Annotated in this window: 19 protein-coding genes; all 19 read right to left on the bottom strand. The window is 58.2% G+C overall.

Annotated features, from left to right (window positions below; all coding sequences use genetic code 11):
- Positions 1-61 precede the first annotated feature (61 nt).
- Entirely contained in the window at positions 62-1,471 is a 1,410-nt protein-coding gene (locus QU667_RS03715) for a peptidoglycan D,D-transpeptidase FtsI family protein (RefSeq protein WP_304987983.1), read from the bottom strand.
- On the bottom strand, positions 1,458-2,738 hold the full coding sequence (locus QU667_RS03710) for an FtsW/RodA/SpoVE family cell cycle protein (protein WP_304987982.1): 1,281 nt from the start codon (positions 2,736-2,738) through the stop codon (positions 1,458-1,460). The genes QU667_RS03715 and QU667_RS03710 overlap by 14 nt, the downstream gene beginning before the upstream one ends.
- Entirely contained in the window at positions 2,735-3,448 is a 714-nt protein-coding gene (locus tag QU667_RS03705) for a Stp1/IreP family PP2C-type Ser/Thr phosphatase (protein WP_304987981.1), read from the bottom strand. Before QU667_RS03705 ends, QU667_RS03710 begins: the two co-directional genes overlap by 4 nt.
- A gap of 4 nt (positions 3,449-3,452) precedes the next feature.
- Positions 3,453-3,896 (bottom strand): FHA domain-containing protein, encoded by a 444-nt coding sequence (locus QU667_RS03700; protein ID WP_304987980.1) that lies wholly within the window; start codon positions 3,894-3,896, stop codon positions 3,453-3,455.
- Positions 3,896-4,642: an FhaA domain-containing protein gene (locus QU667_RS03695; protein ID WP_304987979.1), complete on the bottom strand. Its 747-nt coding sequence runs from the start codon at positions 4,640-4,642 to the stop codon at positions 3,896-3,898. Before QU667_RS03695 ends, QU667_RS03700 begins: the two co-directional genes overlap by 1 nt.
- 20 nt (positions 4,643-4,662) lie before the next feature.
- Positions 4,663-4,815: a secretion protein HlyD gene (locus QU667_RS03690; protein WP_304987978.1), complete on the bottom strand. Its 153-nt coding sequence runs from the start codon at positions 4,813-4,815 to the stop codon at positions 4,663-4,665.
- Between the two features lie 68 nt (positions 4,816-4,883).
- Positions 4,884-5,924: a dual-specificity RNA methyltransferase RlmN gene (gene rlmN / locus QU667_RS03685; RefSeq protein ID WP_304987977.1), complete on the bottom strand. Its 1,041-nt coding sequence runs from the start codon at positions 5,922-5,924 to the stop codon at positions 4,884-4,886.
- Positions 5,921-7,267 carry a 16S rRNA (cytosine(967)-C(5))-methyltransferase RsmB gene (gene rsmB, locus QU667_RS03680; RefSeq protein ID WP_304987976.1) on the bottom strand — a complete coding sequence of 449 codons (1,347 nt, stop codon included), beginning with the start codon at positions 7,265-7,267 and terminating at the stop codon, positions 5,921-5,923. Before rsmB ends, rlmN begins: the two co-directional genes overlap by 4 nt.
- Entirely contained in the window at positions 7,267-8,109 is an 843-nt protein-coding gene (locus tag QU667_RS03675) for a DUF116 domain-containing protein (RefSeq protein WP_304987975.1), read from the bottom strand. The genes rsmB and QU667_RS03675 overlap by 1 nt, the downstream gene beginning before the upstream one ends.
- Positions 8,106-9,053 carry a methionyl-tRNA formyltransferase gene (gene fmt, locus QU667_RS03670; protein WP_304987974.1) on the bottom strand — a complete coding sequence of 316 codons (948 nt, stop codon included), beginning with the start codon at positions 9,051-9,053 and terminating at the stop codon, positions 8,106-8,108. The genes QU667_RS03675 and fmt overlap by 4 nt, the downstream gene beginning before the upstream one ends.
- A 5-nt stretch (positions 9,054-9,058) precedes the next feature.
- Positions 9,059-9,529, bottom strand: a complete 471-nt coding sequence (gene def / locus QU667_RS03665) for a peptide deformylase (protein WP_304987973.1) — start codon at positions 9,527-9,529, stop codon at positions 9,059-9,061.
- Positions 9,530-9,549: 20 nt separating this feature from the next.
- Positions 9,550-10,371 carry an amidohydrolase family protein gene (locus QU667_RS03660; protein WP_304987972.1) on the bottom strand — a complete coding sequence of 274 codons (822 nt, stop codon included), beginning with the start codon at positions 10,369-10,371 and terminating at the stop codon, positions 9,550-9,552.
- A gap of 91 nt (positions 10,372-10,462) precedes the next feature.
- Entirely contained in the window at positions 10,463-11,194 is a 732-nt protein-coding gene (locus QU667_RS03655; RefSeq protein WP_304987971.1) for a 7-carboxy-7-deazaguanine synthase QueE, read from the bottom strand.
- Position 11,195: 1 nt separating this feature from the next.
- The gene (queD, locus tag QU667_RS03650) at positions 11,196-11,576 is read right to left on the bottom strand and encodes a 6-carboxytetrahydropterin synthase QueD (protein WP_304987970.1); all 381 of its coding nucleotides are present in this window, start codon (positions 11,574-11,576) and stop codon (positions 11,196-11,198) included.
- A 51-nt stretch (positions 11,577-11,627) separates the two neighbouring features.
- Entirely contained in the window at positions 11,628-12,902 is a 1,275-nt protein-coding gene (locus QU667_RS03645) for a glycosyltransferase family 2 protein (RefSeq protein ID WP_304987969.1), read from the bottom strand.
- 6 nt (positions 12,903-12,908) lie between these two features.
- Complete coding sequence (gene pssA, locus QU667_RS03640; RefSeq protein WP_304987968.1) at positions 12,909-13,622, bottom strand: CDP-diacylglycerol--serine O-phosphatidyltransferase; 714 nt, start codon at positions 13,620-13,622, stop codon at positions 12,909-12,911.
- Positions 13,619-14,251 (bottom strand): phosphatidylserine decarboxylase, encoded by a 633-nt coding sequence (locus QU667_RS03635; RefSeq protein ID WP_304987967.1) that lies wholly within the window; start codon positions 14,249-14,251, stop codon positions 13,619-13,621. Before QU667_RS03635 ends, pssA begins: the two co-directional genes overlap by 4 nt.
- A 272-nt stretch (positions 14,252-14,523) precedes the next feature.
- Positions 14,524-15,249: a WecB/TagA/CpsF family glycosyltransferase gene (locus QU667_RS03630; protein ID WP_304987966.1), complete on the bottom strand. Its 726-nt coding sequence runs from the start codon at positions 15,247-15,249 to the stop codon at positions 14,524-14,526.
- A gap of 63 nt (positions 15,250-15,312) precedes the next feature.
- A complete protein-coding gene (aspS, locus tag QU667_RS03625) occupies positions 15,313-17,121 on the bottom strand; it encodes an aspartate--tRNA ligase (RefSeq protein WP_304987965.1) in 1,809 nt (602 codons plus the stop codon).

Below are 17,121 nucleotides of genomic sequence, written 5' to 3'. Positions count from 1 at the left end.
CCTCCTAACGCCTCTGCCACTGCCGAAGCCTCTATCTCAGAAAGGGTATCCTGCGGCAACTTCAACGCAGCCCTTCAAAATATTGCTGTATTACTGTGTGTGCAATCCCTGCCGCAGTATGCCCGCCAAAGCCGCCCTCCTCCACGAGAATTGCCATGACGATCTTGCGCCCGCCGCGCTCCGCCGAACCGATGAACCACGCGTGATCCGTGCCGCTCGCGTTCTCCGCCGTCCCTGTCTTGCCCGTAACGCGCACGCCCGTGACATCTGCCGCCGTCCCCGTCCCTTCCGCGACGACATCCGCCATATAACCGTCGATGATCGCCGCACGCTCCGCCGTTGTCGCCGTCCTCCAGACAGCAGGACTTGCTCCATAGAGGGACGTGCCCCCTGTCGTCAGCACGGCATCCACAAGATACGGCTGCATGACTTTCCCGCCGTTTGCAAACGCATCCGCAAGAAGCATCATTTGCAGGGGTGTCACGAGGAGCTCCCCCTGCCCGATACCAAGCTGCGCCGTCTCGCCGTCGCTGAGCATCTTCATGTTGGGTATATGCGCCGCCGCCATCGGAATCTCGGGAGCGGCAAGTTCCGCCCCGATACCGAACCGTTCAAACGCGGACGAGAGCCCGCTCGTACCGAGACGCAAAGCCAGCGTCGCAAAGGTGACATTGCAGGACTCACGCAGCGCATCCGCAAGACGCAGCTTCCCATGTACCTCACCATGGCTTTCATGCAGCACATAGTCCGTACCAATGGCAAGTTCCCCCGTGCAGGTGAACACTTCGTCGGGATTTGTCACTCCCGCCTCAAGTGCGGCATCCGCAATCAGCGTCTTGAATGTCGACCCCGGCGGATAGAGCCCCTGCGCTGCACGGTTCAGCAGAGGACTGTCTGCGCGTGCCGTGAGTTCATCCCACTGCCCTTCCGCCGAGGCGGGGTCAAAGGATGGCTTGCTCACCATTGCACGCAGAGCTCCCGTCTCGGCATCCATGACGACGACCGCGCCGCGATGTGCCCCAAGCGCATTCCACGCCGCCTCGGAAAGCTCCGCGTCGACGGTCAGCCGCACATCGTAGCCCACATCCGCACGCAGGAGATTGCGCAGAGGCCCCATGTGTGCAACATCCGTTGTAATGCCGCTGAGCGCCGAACCCGCAACCTGCTCCACGCCCGTCGCGCCATAGCGTTCCGTCTGATAGCCCGTCACAGGTGCAAGGATGCGCCCATACGGATAGGATCGCACATGATCGGCCGCGCTCTCCGCAAGCACGCGCCCCGCACAGTCAAGGATGCGTCCGCGCACAATGCCCTGCTCCGTGAGTGCCGTCCTCGTATTGAGCGGGTGCGCAGCAAGCTCGTCGCCATCCCAAACGCTCAGCTTTGCAAGGTAGAGAATCTGAATGCCGATCAGTGCAAGCAGAAACAATGCCGCGACAGCGATGTGTTTTCGGATGTTACGATCTGCCATCCGCCGCCTCCTTGACTTCCTTTGACAGTGCCGTCAAGATGCCGACAAGAACGAAGCTCGCCGCCATCGAGCTGCCGCCGTAGCTGATGAAGGGCAGCGTAATGCCCGTGAGCGGCAGGAGTTTTGTCACGCCCGCCGTGATGATGAACGCCTGCAGGAGAATACTCGCAGCACAGCCCGCCGCCAGCAGTGACTCCTCCACACGCGGCAACCCCATCGCAATGCGGCTGCCCCGCCAAAAGATCAGCGCATAAACCATAAGTACGAGAACCGCACCGATCAGCCCGAACTCCTCGGCAATCGCAGAAAAGATGAAATCCGTATGCACCTCGGGAATGAGCAGCGGATGCCCCTCGGCAAAGCCCGTCCCCCAGATGCCGCCCGAGCCAATGGCAAAGAGGGACTGTACGACCTGATAGGACATCCCGTTCGGGTCTGCCCACGGATGCAGCCAGATGTCAAAGCGCACGCGAACGTGTCCGAACAGTGCGTAGCTGAGAGCCGCAGCAGCAAGGATAAACAGACCGGCAAGAAAAACGTAGGATTTGCGCCCCGTCCCCATATAGGTCATGAGCACCGCCATTCCGAAGAAGAGCAGTGCTGAACCGAGGTCATGCGCGATGATAAACATGAGCACGGCGAGCCCCCAGAGCGCGATAAGCGGCGCGATAAAACGCACAGGCGGCAGATGAAGAAAGAGGAAACGGCGTGCGGGGAGCGTCAGCACGGCATGATGGTCGGCGAGATACGCCGCGAGGAAGAAGATGAGCAGAATCTTGCCAAACTCCGAGGGCTGCACAGAAAACGAACCGAATGCAATCCAGTTCTTGTTGCCGCCGATGCTCACGCCAAAGATCAGAGGGAGCAGGAGGACAAGCGTGGTCAGAAGTCCAAGCACATACGGATAGTCGAGCATACGGCGCAGGCGATTCCAAAAGAGCACAACGATGCACCAGAGGACGATGCCGACGCACGCCCAGCGCAGCTGCGCTGTGAAAAGCGCGGGTTTCAGCCGCGCCATCTCAAGAAGTCCGACAGCGAGAAGCACATAGGCAAGTGCGAGCAGAACACAGTCCAATCGGCACCGCGCCGCAATCCCATAGCTTGCCGCCCCCGCACAGATGAGGAGTGCAAGCCACGGCAGACATGCGAGCTGTACGTGCCAGTCAAACACCCACCCCGGCGTACCTGCCCCCTGTTTCAGAAGCAGAACGCCGAGTGCACAGAGGAGAATCCCAACGGGCGCAATTTTCAATCCGCCGGTCATGGCATTTCATACGCGAGGGCGATTACCGTGATATTGTCACTGCCGCCCCCCGCAAGGGCACGCTCCGCCATGCGCTCCGCAACCCCCGTAAAGTCGCCGCCGAGGAGTGACGCAAGTTCCCCGTCCTCCACCATATTCGTCAGACCGTCCGTCGCGAGGAGCAAACGATCTCTCGACTCAAGCGGAAAGGAGTCCCCGTCCACATGGAGGTACTCCTCAACACCGACAGCGCGCAAGAGCAGATTTTTGCGCGGATGGTGCTGCGCCTCCGCCTCGCTGAGCTGTCCGCGTGCGACGAGCTCCTCCACATAGGAGTGGTCGCGCGATACCTGACGAAATGTACCGTGCCGCAGGAGATAGAGGCGGCTGTCACCGACGTGCGCATAGTATGCCATCCCCGCACCCTCGTCGATGTGGAGCACCGTCGCCGTCGAGCCCATCCCCTCATACGAGGAATTGTCCGCAGCAGCACGAATCACCTGTGCATTCGCACGCAGGATGGCGCTTTGGAGGCTCGCCGTATCCAACGCTCCCCCCTCGTTTGCCATATCGTGCACGGCGGCAACCACCATACGGCTCGCCACCTCCCCCGCCGCATGACCGCCGAGCCCGTCAGCGACAACATAGACGGAGGGAGAGAATACGCCGTAGCTGTCCTCGTTCGATGTCCGCACGCGCCCAATATCCGACGCACTCGAAACCTCTATCATGTGCTTACCTCTCAAAACGCAGAAGAACGGCGCCGATCCGCAGGACATCACCCGTACGCAGATACGCCCGCCCCGTCAGAACCCCATCATTCAGATAGGTATGATTGCGGCTGCCAAGATCCTCCGCAATATACACACCATCCCTCTGATAGATGGAAACATGGTGATGGGATACAAAATTATCCGAAAGTACAATATCATTGTCCGCACTGCGCCCGATGGAGATCCCATGTCCCACAGGAAACCGCTGCCCCGAAAGCCCCTCGCCCGCAATGGCGACAAGAGATGCCGCTCCGGCAGACGGCTGCGGCGGACGCGCCGCCTCCTTGAGATCCGTGCGCAGCGTGGAAAACATCGTTCGTCCGAGCCGAACAACAACATAGGCGAGCCAGAGCAGCGCCCCGTATTCGAGCAGCACACGCAGAATTTTAAGTACAAATGCCGGCATCAGAGCACCCCGTAGCGCAGTGCTGTCGTACCGAGGCGGATCTCATCACCGTCACGCAGACGCTGCGACGTGATGCGGACACCGTTCACAAATGTGCCGTTGCGGCTCTCGGCATCATAGATCACATGGCGGTGCTGCTCGTACGCGATCCACGCGTGGACGCGCGAGACATTCGTATCCGTCAGGATAAACTCGCTCTGCGGCATACGCCCCATGTAGATTTTTCGTTCGGCGAGACGCATGGAGATACCTTCATCCGCACCGCTCAGCACCGTGATCGTCGCAATCTCATGCTCGGGCGGCAGGTTCAGGCAGCGCGGATCGGTAAATGCAGGCCGTTCAAGCACAATGGTCTGTGCCATCGTATCATGAGAAACCTCCGCTCCCTGCACGGGGACACACTGCTGCTGCATCCGTGCCGCAAGATGATAGGAGCCTGCACGCAGCCCCTCATCGAGGGTGAAACAGATGCACAGCTTCCCCTCCATTGTGAGATCCGCACGAATGATGTATTTCTTGAGTGCCACAGCGAGTTCATCCGCCACGCGGTGCGAGCAGAGACGCTGATAGTCCTCCGTGCCAAGCGAGATGAGATAGGAGTTCGCCAGACCCTTCCCCGCGCCCTGCTTCTTTGCCTCCTTCTCAAGCCCCTTGATGAGTTCGACAGGCTCAAGATGACTGCTGAACTTACGGTTGAAAAAACCTTCGATATGATCTCCCAGAAAAGATTCCACGCGATCCATCATCGTGCAATACTCTCCTTTGGTTATAAAGGAAGCACTGATAAATTCAGCACCGCCGTCTTAGCACATCTTTTTCGCCCTGTCTGTGTCGACAAATCCTCCACATAGTCTATGCTATGCGTCCGGTTTGTCTCCTTGACAGGACAAAAAATCTGCACCAATCCGACGGACTTCATTTTATCAGCGATTCCTAAACTAAATCGTTTTCGCGAACTTCTATATCATACCATAAAAGTACAATTTTTTATAGTCCCGCTTCCATCAGACGGTTGCGCAGCTGTCCGCACGCCGCCTGTATGTCCGTCCCCATCTCGCGCCGCAGCGTCACCGTGATGTGCCGCTCCTCAAGAACCTTTTGAAAGCGTCGGATCGCCTCTTTGCACGGGCGAAAGAGATTCCGCTCGGCAACGGGATTGATGGGGATGAGGTTCACGCTTGCAAGCTGTCCACGCAGGAGTTTTGCAAGCTGCTCCGCCTCACGCACGCCGTCATTCAGATCACGGATCAGAATGTACTCGTAGGTGACGCGCCGCTTCGTCCGCTGTGCATACAACCGCGCCGCACACAGCAGATCGGTAAGCGGATACATACGGTTGACGGGCATGATCTCAGAGCGCAGTGCATCCGTCGGCGCGTGTAGGGAAATCGAGAGCGAGATGGGGATGCCCTCCTCCGCCAGCCGCTCGATGCCGGGCACAATCCCCGAGGTCGAGAGCGTCACGCTGCGATAGCTGAGTCCGATCGTATATTCTTCGTGCAGCAGACGCAATGCCGCGATCACATGATCGTAATTCTCAAGCGGTTCGCCCGAGCCCATGACGACAATCGTATCGACACGCGCCCCCTCCTGCCGCAGGAAGTCAGCCATCCCGAGCACCTGCGCCGCGATCTCCCCCGCCGTCAGATTGCGCTGCAGCCCATGTAGTGTAGAGGCACAGAACGCACAGCCCATGCGGCAGCCCGCCTGCGTCGAGACACACACGCTGTTCCCGTACGGATGACGCATCAGCACCGTTTCCGCCGTCTGCCCGTCGGCGAACTCATAGAGCAGCTTGATCGTCGCACCGTCGGCGGAATGGAGACGCGAGATGACCTTCGGGCGTTCGATGGAGAACTGTTCCGCAAGCTGCGCACGCAGGGGCTTGGACAAATTATCCATCGCATGAAAAGAAACCGCACCGCGCTGATACATCCATCGGATGATCTGATCCGCGCGGAAACGGGGAATGTCATGCTCTTTGAGGGCTGCGGCAAGCTGTTCCTTTGTCCATCCAAAGATATTCATAGGCGCCTCATACGCGCGATAAAAAAGCCATCGGGACCGTCCGCCTCCGGCATGATCTGAACCATGCGCTCCGCCGTTTTCTGCACGGGAAGGAACCGCCCCGTTTCCTCAAGTGCAAAATCTGTATGTGTCTCCAGAAAGGCGTTGACAACAGCGGCATTCTCACACTCCTCCATCGTACACGTGCTGTAAACCAGTACCCCGCCCTTCTTTACCGTCTGTGCGGCACTTTCGAGAATGGCGTGCTGAAGCGATGGCAGTGTCTTTGCATCCCGTGCGCTTTTCTTCCAACGTGCATCGGGTTTGCGTCTGAGAACCCCAAGCCCCGAGCACGGCGCATCGACGAGCACACGATCCGCCTGCCCCGCATACACCGCACCGATCTCGCACGCGTCGCTCAGATGTGCCTCGATGATGGAGATGCCGAGCCGTTTCGCATTGCGCTCGATGCGGCGAATCTTCTCCTCGTAGATGTCGAACGCGAGGATCCGTCCGCGGTTCTCCATGCGCTGCGCGATGTGGGTCGTCTTGCCGCCGGGGGCGGCACAGGCATCGATCACCGTCATGCCCGGCTCTGCGCCGAGTATATGCGCGACGAGCATCGAACTCTCGTCCTGCACCTGTGCCAATCCCTCACGCAGAGCCGCGAGTTCATCGAGTGCGCCATGTGCGTCGAGCACAATGCCGTCCGGCACCCATGCGGAGGCACGCACCTGCGCTCCCGCCGCCGCAAGCTGTTCCATCAGCGCGTCGCGGTTCGTACGCAGCGTGTTCACGCGCATGGAGAGCGGTGCACTCGTATTGTTGCAGCGGCAGAGTTCCTCTGTCCGCTCGTATCCATAGGTACGAATCCATCGTTCCACCATCCACTGCGGATGCCATGTTCTGAGCGCAAGGGAACGTGCGTCCCGTCCATCGGGGAATGCCGCACGCTCCGGCTCTCTGAGTGCTGCGCGGAGAACGCCGTTGACGAAGGACTCCGCCCCCCTGCGTCCATGTTTTTTCGCAAGCTCCACCGCCGTATTGCACGCGGCAGAGGGCGGCACGCGATCCATGCAGAAGATCTGATAGAAGCCGAGCCGCAGGAGTTCACGGATGGCAGGCTGTGCCTTGCGGAGGTCGGCGACATAGCGCCCGATCATATAGTCAAGCGATGCCCCCGCCTTGGTCACGCCGTAAACGAGTTCGGTCAGAAAACGGCGGTCGCGCTCCGACAGCTGCACCTCGCGCAGCGTTTCCACAAGTACGACATTCGCGTACGCGCCCGCGACGTGCACCTTTTGGAGCACCTGCATCGCAAGGTCCCGCACGCGGTCGATTTTTTCCTCACGGTACTTCTGCATTATGCGCCCTTCCTCGTATCGCCCAATGCCGGCTCAATGATCTCCTCCAACTGGCGGCGCACCTCGTTCATATCCACGCTCGTATTGTAGCACGGCCCATTGGGACGGATGTTCAGCACGCCGACGGCCGGCAGAGGGAAAACGTCCTGTATCCCACTCATCAGATCGCGCTCGCACGCAATCGCAAGCACCGCCTTCGGGCGCATATTGTAGATGATCTGGCGGGCAAGCGTACCTCCTGTCGCCACGAAAAAGTGAAAGCCCATCTCGTCGGCGAGTGCGACGAGGTCGCCGATGTTGCAGCCGCCGCACCGCTTGCAGTTGTTCGGGTCGCGCGTCACCTTGTGCGGGCAGCTTGCAAGCTGCAGGCAATGCGGCGTGACGACAAGCAGACGGTTCGCGGGCACACGGATGTGCATACGGTGAAAGAGCAGATTGCTCACGGCGATAAACGATCCCTCAAGCCTGCGCCGCTTCACACCAAAGACAGCACCGAGGCGTACGGCTGCGGGAAAGAGCAGATTGATGAGTTCGTAGGTCTGTCGCTTCATCCACGGGAGGTACGGAAGCCCTGCAACCGCCAACACCATATTGAAAATACCAAAAAACGAAATGAGAACAAGGAGCATCAGTGCTCCCCCAAGCGCCCACGGCAGAGCCGGCTGAATCCGCGCAAGCCCCGGTACGCCAATGTACCAGATCCCAAAGAGGAGCATCGCCGTAAGCCACGTCACGAGGAGCAGCATACCGATGAAAAGTCGCTTTTTCGGGCGCGACGGGAGGGCGATGGTTTTTTTCTCGCCCGCCGTCTTGCCGTTCACCATCAAGGTCTGCACACTCATGGCGAAAACCTTGCACCGACGGGAAGCGTATACCCGTTCAAAAAGGCTTTTGCGTCCATCATCTTCTTGCCGGGGGCTTGAATTTCCATGATCTGTACCACAGTGCCATCCCCCGCAGCAACCAAAAGGCCGGCTACAGCGGATGCGCGGACAATCGTTCCGGCAGGATAGGGCTTCGCCTTTTCTTCTGAGGAAGGAATTATCTTCCCAATTTTATAGACTATGCCATCAAGATTCGTCTGCGCGTATGGGGTCGGATTCAAACCGCGCACAAGCGCATCAATATCCTCTGCTTTTTTTGTCCAATCGATCACTGCCGTCTCACGTGTAATGCGCGCGGCATAGCAGGATGCGCCCGTCTGCGGCGTGCGCACGAGCGTCCCCGCTGCAAGCTGTGCCAATGTCTCAACGAGAAGGTCTGCCCCCGTCTCCATCAGCGCGTCATGAAGCTGCCCGTACGTGGTATCCGCATGAATCGGCACTTCTCTCCACAGGAGCATATCGCCCGTATCAAGCCCCGCATCCATCTGCATCGTCGTAATCCCCGTCACCGTTTCGCCCGCCATGATCGCGTGCTGAATCGGCGCAGCACCGCGATACTTCGGCAAGAGCGAGGCGTGTACGTTAATACAGCCACGCACGGGAATATCGAGCACCTCCTGCGAGAGGATCTGACCGAACGCTACCACAACCGCCACATCCGGATTCAGCTCCCGCAGCTGCGCGACAAATGCCGCATCACGCGCACGCTCGGGCTGAAGCACGGGAATATCGTGCTCCACTGCCCACATCTTGACGGGCGACGGGCTGAGTTTCCTGCCGCGCCCGCGTGGGCGGTCGGGCTGCGTGACGGCGGCAACGACCTCCGCGAGATCGGGTCGCGCCGCAATCGCCGCGAGTGTCGGGACGGCGAAATCCGGCGTCCCCATAAAGACGACACGCATCCTCGTCACTCCTTTTCTTCCGCCTTGCGTAGGCTCACCGCAATGTCGATAAAGAGTCTGCCGTCGAGATGGTCGCACTCGTGCTGAATACAGCGCGCCAAAAGCCCCTCCGCCGTCAGAGTCCGCCGGCGGCTGCGCCGATCCGTATACGCCACCGTCACCCGCTCCGCACGCTCCACATCACCGTAGACCTGCGGTACGGAAAGACAGCCCTCCGAATCCACCACAGAGCCTTCGCGCATCGTAATGACGGGGTTGATGAGTTCGAGCAGCCCATGCTCGTCCTGCACGTCGATCACCACAATGCGCAGGGATTTCCCCACCTGCGGCGCGGCAAGCCCCACCCCGTCGGCGGAGTACATCGTCTCCGCCATATCGTCGAGCAGCTGCCGATGCCGCTTTGTAAGCCGCTCAATCGGTTCTGCCACCTGCTTCAGAACGGGATCGCCCGCCTTTTTGATTTCCAGTATCGCCATAGATTTTCCCTTACTCTGCATTATAGTTGTAAATTGTAGATTCGCACAGCATTGTCATAGAACACCGCATTCCAATACTCCTCGGGGATGAGCAGCTTTGTGAACGCGATGTAGTCATCAAAATTCGCAAGCGGCCAATCCGTCCCGAACATCAGACGGTCATAGGCATTGAGATAAGCGAGCCAGCCGTGCAGCTGCTCGATGTAGAACTTCTTGCGCGTACAGAATAACGCAAAATCCTGAATTTTACCCGCAAGCATCCCCGAGAGATCGGCACTCACATTCGGATTCTTCTCCATCACAGCGACGGCGTCCGTGAAATACGGTTCACCCAAATGACACATGACGAAATGCACATCACGGAACTTCGTCGCCGCCTCATCCATCACATTCGGGTGCGCGTATTTCAGCAGTGCCTTCTCCGTCGCCGTCAGCCCAGTGTGTACGGCGACGGACTTCTGGTACTGCGCGGCGAGTTCGTAGACAGGCGCAAGCATATCGTCATAGATATAGAAATAATGATAACCCGGATAGAGCTTGACGCCGACGCACCGTTCCTTTTTTAGATGTTGTTCGAGTGCGGGCAAGAGCTTTTCGATGCGCCCCTGCGCGATCTCCGTCACACCGTCGCCGCCAATGCCGACGCAATAGTGAAAAATATCGGGATAGTTCGGATTCGTTTCCTCCACAGGCAGATTGCCCATGATGATGGCGTGGACGATGCCGGACGCACGGAAGTCACGGCGCAGCGCCTCCTCCGTATTCTCGTGTCCCGCCGTCCGTGCCGCCGTATCAAAATACTCCCCTCTGCCAAAGTGCAGATGAGCGTCAATGATCTTCATATATATTCGCTTTCTTATAGTAACTACGTATCACTTTCTGTTTAGTTTACCATATCCGTCAATAGTTTTTCGTGATAAATGAAACAATGTTTCACAGCAAATCCATCATTCGGTGGGTCTGCGGGATAATGCGGACATCGGAAATGTGACGCAGGGCGATGCGTTGGAGTTCGAGGAGGCGTGCGGGCGTGGGCGCAGTACAGCCGCCGTAGGGCGTGACGGGTTGGAGGATGAGAAGTGTCTCGGGTGCGATCGCGGCGACAAGACGCGCCGCATACTCCACATCCTCTGCGCACGTCTGTGCCGCGACAACAACCTTCACATAGACATCCACGGCGCGTGCAGCTTCGAGAAATCGTGCGTGCGCATCCCAGACAGGCGCGGACAGGACATCGGGAAGTTTCAGATCCATGCTGATGTGCGAAATGCAGTCAATGCACTCCGCGAGTGCCTTATCGAGCGTTCCATTTGTTTCAAGGAAAATGGGCAGGTCGATATGCGCGGCAAGTTCCTTGATAAACGGCACATGAAGCAGCGGCTCACCGCCCGTGATACTGAGCGAGTGGTGCGGGACATCGCCCGCAAGATGCGCGACAATCTCCGCCACCTGCTGTGCGGAAAGCGGATTTTCGTATGAAACGAGTTCGTGCGTCCCCGCCTGCTCCTCAACCATGCAGACGGGATGCCGTCCGATCTCATTCTCCGTATCGCAGTAGGTACAGTTGAGATTGCACCCCTCAAGGCGCACAAACACCTGCCGGCAGCCGACGTATTTCCCCTCGCCCTGTATGGAGGAGAAGATCTCGATGATGTTCTCGCCCATATCAATCCTTCGTATAGGTGACGGAGGACTTCGGCGACTCCCAGACGGTCAGCGCAGTCAGCTCCGCAGGGGATGCCTGCACCTCCGCACACGCCGCAAGCCGTTCGTAGATAATGCGCGCCAGATTTTCCGCCGTGGGGTTTACCCCCTCGTTGAACGGGGGGAAGTCGTTCAGATAGTAGTGGTCGAAGCCGTCCAATATTTCGGCAAGCGCTTTTCTTGCAATCTTGAAGTCGATCAGCATACCGAGCTCATCGAGCCGCGTGCCCTGAAATGTCGCCTCGACCACCCAGTTGTGTCCGTGCAGGCGGTCGCATTTGCCGGGATAGTTCACGACGCGGTGCGCCGCCTCGAATGCGCCTTCGACGCGTAATGTATACATAGTGTTCTCCTTTTATGGAAAAGGCTGCCGCACTTATGCAGCAGCCTTTTGTTATTTCACGTCGCTCATGACCTCGTCCATGCTCATGGCGCGTGTATGCTTCGTATGGCTCCACTCGTGCTCGTTGCGGTGGATGAATCCGAGGAAGATGATCGGAATCCACGAGTAGATGAACACGGGATAGAGCAGCAGATAGAACCATGCCTTCAGCTTTGCACGCACCTTGATGAGGATGATCATGGGCAGGACGTACTGCCCGATCATGATGGCGGTCATGAGCTGCGACGGCAGGAACTTGTAGATGCTCGTGTAAAACGGCGGGAAGGCAAGCTGCACATAGCTGATGATGATAAAAAACGTAGAGATCATCAGAAAATGCGGCTGAAGCAGATAGATGCAGCCGTCCCAGATGCGGATGTCGCGCCGCTTCCATCCCTCGCGGAGCATCGTCGGGATGAAGCGGTGCGCCACGTCAAACTGCCCCTGTGCCCAGCGGCGGCGCTGATTCCACGCCTGTTTGAACGTCAGCGGTTTCTCATCGTAAACAATGGCATCGTGCGCCCACGTCGTCTTAATCCCCTCCGCGAGCAGCTTCATCGTGAACTCCATGTCCTCCGTAAGACAGGTCGCACGCCAACCGTGCCGTTTCAACACGTCTGTCGTAATGCACATGCCCGTGCCGCCGAGACACGCCGAAAGCCCGATGTTCGTCTTGGCGAGATGGGAGATGTGGTCAATGACCCAGAACGCGATGGCAAATGTACCCGCAACCCATGTATCATAGGGATTTTTCGCATCGAGAAAGCCCTGAATGACCTTATCCCCCTTGAGGAGGCGGTTGTTCATCTCCTTGAGAAAGTTCGGATGAACGAGGTTGTCCGCGTCGAAGATCGCAATCGCGTCATATTCCCTATCCATCTCGAAGAGGCGTTCAAACATCCACTCAAGTGCAAAGCCCTTGCTCTTCTTCGTCGGATGCGTGCGCTCACAGACAATCGCCCCCGCATCTCCCGCGATCTGTGCCGTTTCGTCCGTACAGTTGTCTGCAATGACAAATATATCATACAGTTCCTCGGGGTAGTCGAGGCGTTTCAGATTCTCGATCAGCTGCCCAATGACCGCCGCCTCGTTGTGCGCGGCGACCACGACGGCAAATGTCTTTTCGGGGGTCAGGATCTTTTTCTCCCTGCGCCGCCAAAGACAGCAGAAGCCGATGCAGAAGAAATAGAGGGTAAAGAGCAAAATGATGATCTGCATGGGCACCATAACAATGTCAAAGACATGTGTCGGCAGATGGGACGAGACAAGTTGAATGAACTCAGTCATGCGGCTTCAGCCTTCCTTTGCACCCGCCATAAAGGCAATTGTGTGATTGACAATCCCAAAGAGCGCATAGGTCGCGAAGATCCCCGCAAAGACGGCGGGAAGCGGTGCCGCGCTGCCAACGTACAGAATCCCAACAAAAACTGCAAGTGCAAAGAGCTTCGACGCCGTATAGATTTTCTCCCCACCGCCCTTGAAGTCGGGATAGTGTACATGACTGACCATCAGATACGCCGTCAGTGCAACAACGACGGGATAGGCAAGCCCAAATGCCGTCGGATTGATACCGAGTTCGAGGAACAGCCACGTCGACATGGCGATGAGATTGCCGCCCGCCGGAATCGCAAGCCCCATAAAGTAACCGTGTACCACGCCCGCATTCACGTTGAAGCGCGTGAGCCGCCACATCCCGCAGACCGCAAAGAAGATCGTCACAAGAGCGCCGAGAGCACCATAGTTGTGCAGGGCGAGCGACCACGCGAGAAGCGCGGGGGCAACGCCGAACGAGCCGAGGTCACAGAGGGAATCCATCTCCTTGCCGAACTCGCTCGACACGCCGAACGCGCGGGCAATACGCCCGTCCAGTCCATCCGCGATGAGCGCACAGAAAATAAAGAGCGCGCCCCAGTCGAGATGTCCCTCCACCGTCGCGAGGATGGAGCACATACCAAAGACAAGATTCATCGCCGTACACAGATTCGGCAGAAACCGTCTGTAATTCATTTGCTTTCAAGCCTCCCCAGAACGGTTTTGCCGCCCTGCACCTTTTCGCCCTTTTTCACTAAGATCGCTGCACGCTCGGGCATAACGATCTCAAGGCACGAGCCAAAACGAATCATGCCGTAGATGTCCCCCTGCCGCAGCTGATCATCGAGCGTCACCCACGAAACGATGCGGCGTGCGAGTATGCCCGCGATCTGCTTCACCGTAATGCGCAGATCCCCGCGATCAATACCGATCAAGTGGTGTTCGTTCTCAAAGCCGACCTCGTCCTTATATGCGGGCTGAAATCGTCCACAGTAGTATCTCTGCAGCTTGATCTCCCCATTGATGGGACTGCGGTTGACGTGTACGTTGAACACCGACATAAAGATGACGATCTTGTTGCACCGCTCGCCCACGAAGTCGTCCATCCCGACGGGCGAAATCTCCGTGACCGTTCCGTCTGCGGGGGAGAGAATGTGGTTCACGTCCTGCACGATCTCACGCGCAGGACTGCGGAAGAAATATGCAAAGTAGCACGCGAGCACGACAAACGGAATCGCCGCGTACGGATGTGCAAAGAATCCGAGAATAACAGCCAAAATAAGCGCCGCGCCGATAAACTTATAGCCCTCGCTTACAATGACCATGCGCATCCGCCTCCTTATAAAAACTCTGAGGATTTTCATGTTTCATATTGTACTCCACGCAACCACCTCGTTACGCAAGCGGTCGTACACTTATCTGCCTAAATACCTGCGGACTTCTTAAACGCGCTTCGCTTGAACGAAAGAAATCCGCAGGGGGCAGAACGTGTACTTTTCCCGCTTGCTTCACTAGGGTTTGCTTTGGAGTACAATCCTGCACATTATGCTTCTCCAATTATAATGGAAAGCCTATTCTTTGTCCACAGATACGGCTTTTATTTTCGCGAGGCGTGTACCTTCCACACGAATTTCGGCAGTGCAAGCAATCGCCCCGCACGCTTCGGCTGAAGCATCCCGCGAAAGAGCCATTCGAGTTTTGCCTTCTGCATCCAGTGCGGCGCGCGCTTCATCACGCCCGCCATCACGTCGAGTGTCCCGCCGACACCAATCGCAACGGGCACGCCGAGCTCCGCCAGATGCGCGGCGATCCACTTCTCCTGTTTTGGCACGCCGAGCGCGACAAGCAGGAGATCCGGTTTTGCCGCACGAATCGCCGCAATGATCGCCGCATTGTCCTCCGGTTTGAAGAAGCCATTACGCACACCGACGATCTCAATGCCGGGGTACAGGTGCTCCGCCTTTGCCTTCGCCTTCTCCGCAACGCCGGGCGCAGAGCCGAAGAAGTAGACGCGCCGCCCCTCGGCAGGTGCGCCGCGCATCAGTTCCTGTGCGAGGTCATAACCCGCAACGCGCTCGGGCATCGCGAACCCCAGATGGCGTGCCGCCCAGACCGTCCCCGCACCGTCCGGCACAACAAGTGCCGCCGCATTGAGAACTGTACAGAGTTCCTTGTCATGCGTCGCACGCATGATCATCTCCGCGTTCGCCGTGGCGATCATCACATTCGCACGCGCGTCCATATAGGAGCGCACGGCGGCAACCGCCTCCGCCATCGTGACCGCATCGACCTCGACACCTAAAATATTAACCCGCTTAGCCAAGGAACACTTCCTCCTGCATCGTGAAAAGAGAGCGCCATACCGACGCCCTCCTGTTTTCAATTCTTACTGCGCGGCATTTTCCGTCTTTTTCTTCGGTACAGCCGTGCGGATGTAGAGTTCGCGCAGCTGCTTCTCGTCAACCGGCGACGGTGCTTCGCACATGACATCCGATGCGCTCTGCGTCTTGGGGAACGGAATGACATCGCGGATACTGCGGCGCTTCGCCATAATCATGACGAGGCGATCCAGACCGAACGCAAGTCCGCCATGCGGCGGCGTGCCGTACTCGAACGCATTCATCATAAAGCCGAAGCGCTCACGCGCCTCCTCGGGCGCAAAGCCCAGCGTCTCAAAGACCTGCTCCTGCAGATCGCTGCGGTAAATACGCAGACTGCCGCCGCCGATCTCAACGCCGTTCAGCACCATGTCATAGGCGTTCGCCTTGACGCGTCCCGGGTCGGTCGCGAGCAATGGAATGTCCTCGTCGCGCGGCGCGGTGAACGGATGGTGCATAGCCTTGTAACGCTTCTCCTCCGCACTGTACTCGAACATCGGGAAGTCCACGACCCAGAGGAAGGACAATGCGTCGGGGTCAATCAGCCCCCGCCGGCGACCCATTTCAAGGCGCAGTTCGCCGAGTGCCTGTGCCACGACAGCGGGCTGATCGGCGACGACGAGCAGGAGATCGCCCGTCTTTGCCCCGACGGCGTTCTTGATCGTTTCGAACGTCTCATCCGAATAGAACTTCTTGAAGGGCGACTTTACGCCCTCCTCCGTGTACTGAATCCACGCGAGCCCCTTCGCCCCGTACCCCTGCACGTAGGAAACAAGTCCGTCCAGTTCGCGGCGCGGAATGTTCGCGTAACCCTCAACGTTGATGACCTTGACGCGGCCGCCCGCCTCCATGACGGCATTGAACACCTTGAACTCCGAGCCACCGACGTAGTCCGTGATGTCCTGCAATTCCATACCGAAGCGCAGATCGGGCTTGTCCGAGCCGAAACGCTCCATCGCCTCGTCCCACGACATCCGGCGCAGCGGAGTGTCAACCTTCACGCCCATACTCTTCTCGAAGAGATCCTTCACCATCTCCTCCATCAGCGTGAGAATGGAGTCCTGATCCATGAAGGACATCTCAATATCAAGCTGCGTGAACTCGGGCTGACGGTCGGCACGCAGATCCTCATCGCGGAAGCAGCGCACAATCTGGAAATACTTCTCAAAGCCAGAAACCATGAGGAGCTGCTTGAAGATCTGCGGCGACTGCGGCAGCGCGTAGAACTCGCCCGCATTGAGGCGGCTCGGCACAAGGAAGTCGCGTGCGCCCTCGGGCGTGCTCTTGCAGAGCATCGGTGTCTCGATCTCAAGGAAGCCGTTCCGGTCAAAGAAGTCGCGCATGATCTTCGTCACACGATGGCGCAGCATGATATTCTCCTGCATCTCGGGACGGCGCAGATCGAGATAGCGATAGCGCAGACGGATCATCTCGTCCACGTCGATGCCGTCCTGAATGTAGAACGGCGGGGTCTTTGCCTTGTTCAAAATCCGCAGCTCGCTGACGACGATCTCGATCTCACCCGTCGCCATATTCGGATTCACCGTCTCCGCACTGCGCGCACGCACCGTGCCGCGCACACAGATGACAAACTCCGAGCGCAGCATCTCCGCCTCGTGGAACGTGCCCTCTGCCATCGCCGCCTCGTCAAAGACGATCTGCACAAAGCCCGAGCGATCGCGCATATCGACAAAGATCAGCCCGCCGTGGTCGCGGCGGCGCGACACCCAGCCGCACAGCGTTACCTCCCCGCCGACCTGCTCCTTGCGGAGCGTACCGCAGTCATGTGTCCGTTTGAGTCCCTGCATCGTTTCCAT

It is taken from the genome of Selenomonas dianae (genome assembly GCF_030644225.1).
Taxonomy (GTDB): Bacteria; Bacillota; Negativicutes; order Selenomonadales; family Selenomonadaceae; genus Centipeda; species Centipeda dianae.
The sequence above is the reverse complement of the archived record's forward strand: the minus strand, read 5'-3'. Positions and strand labels throughout refer to the sequence as shown.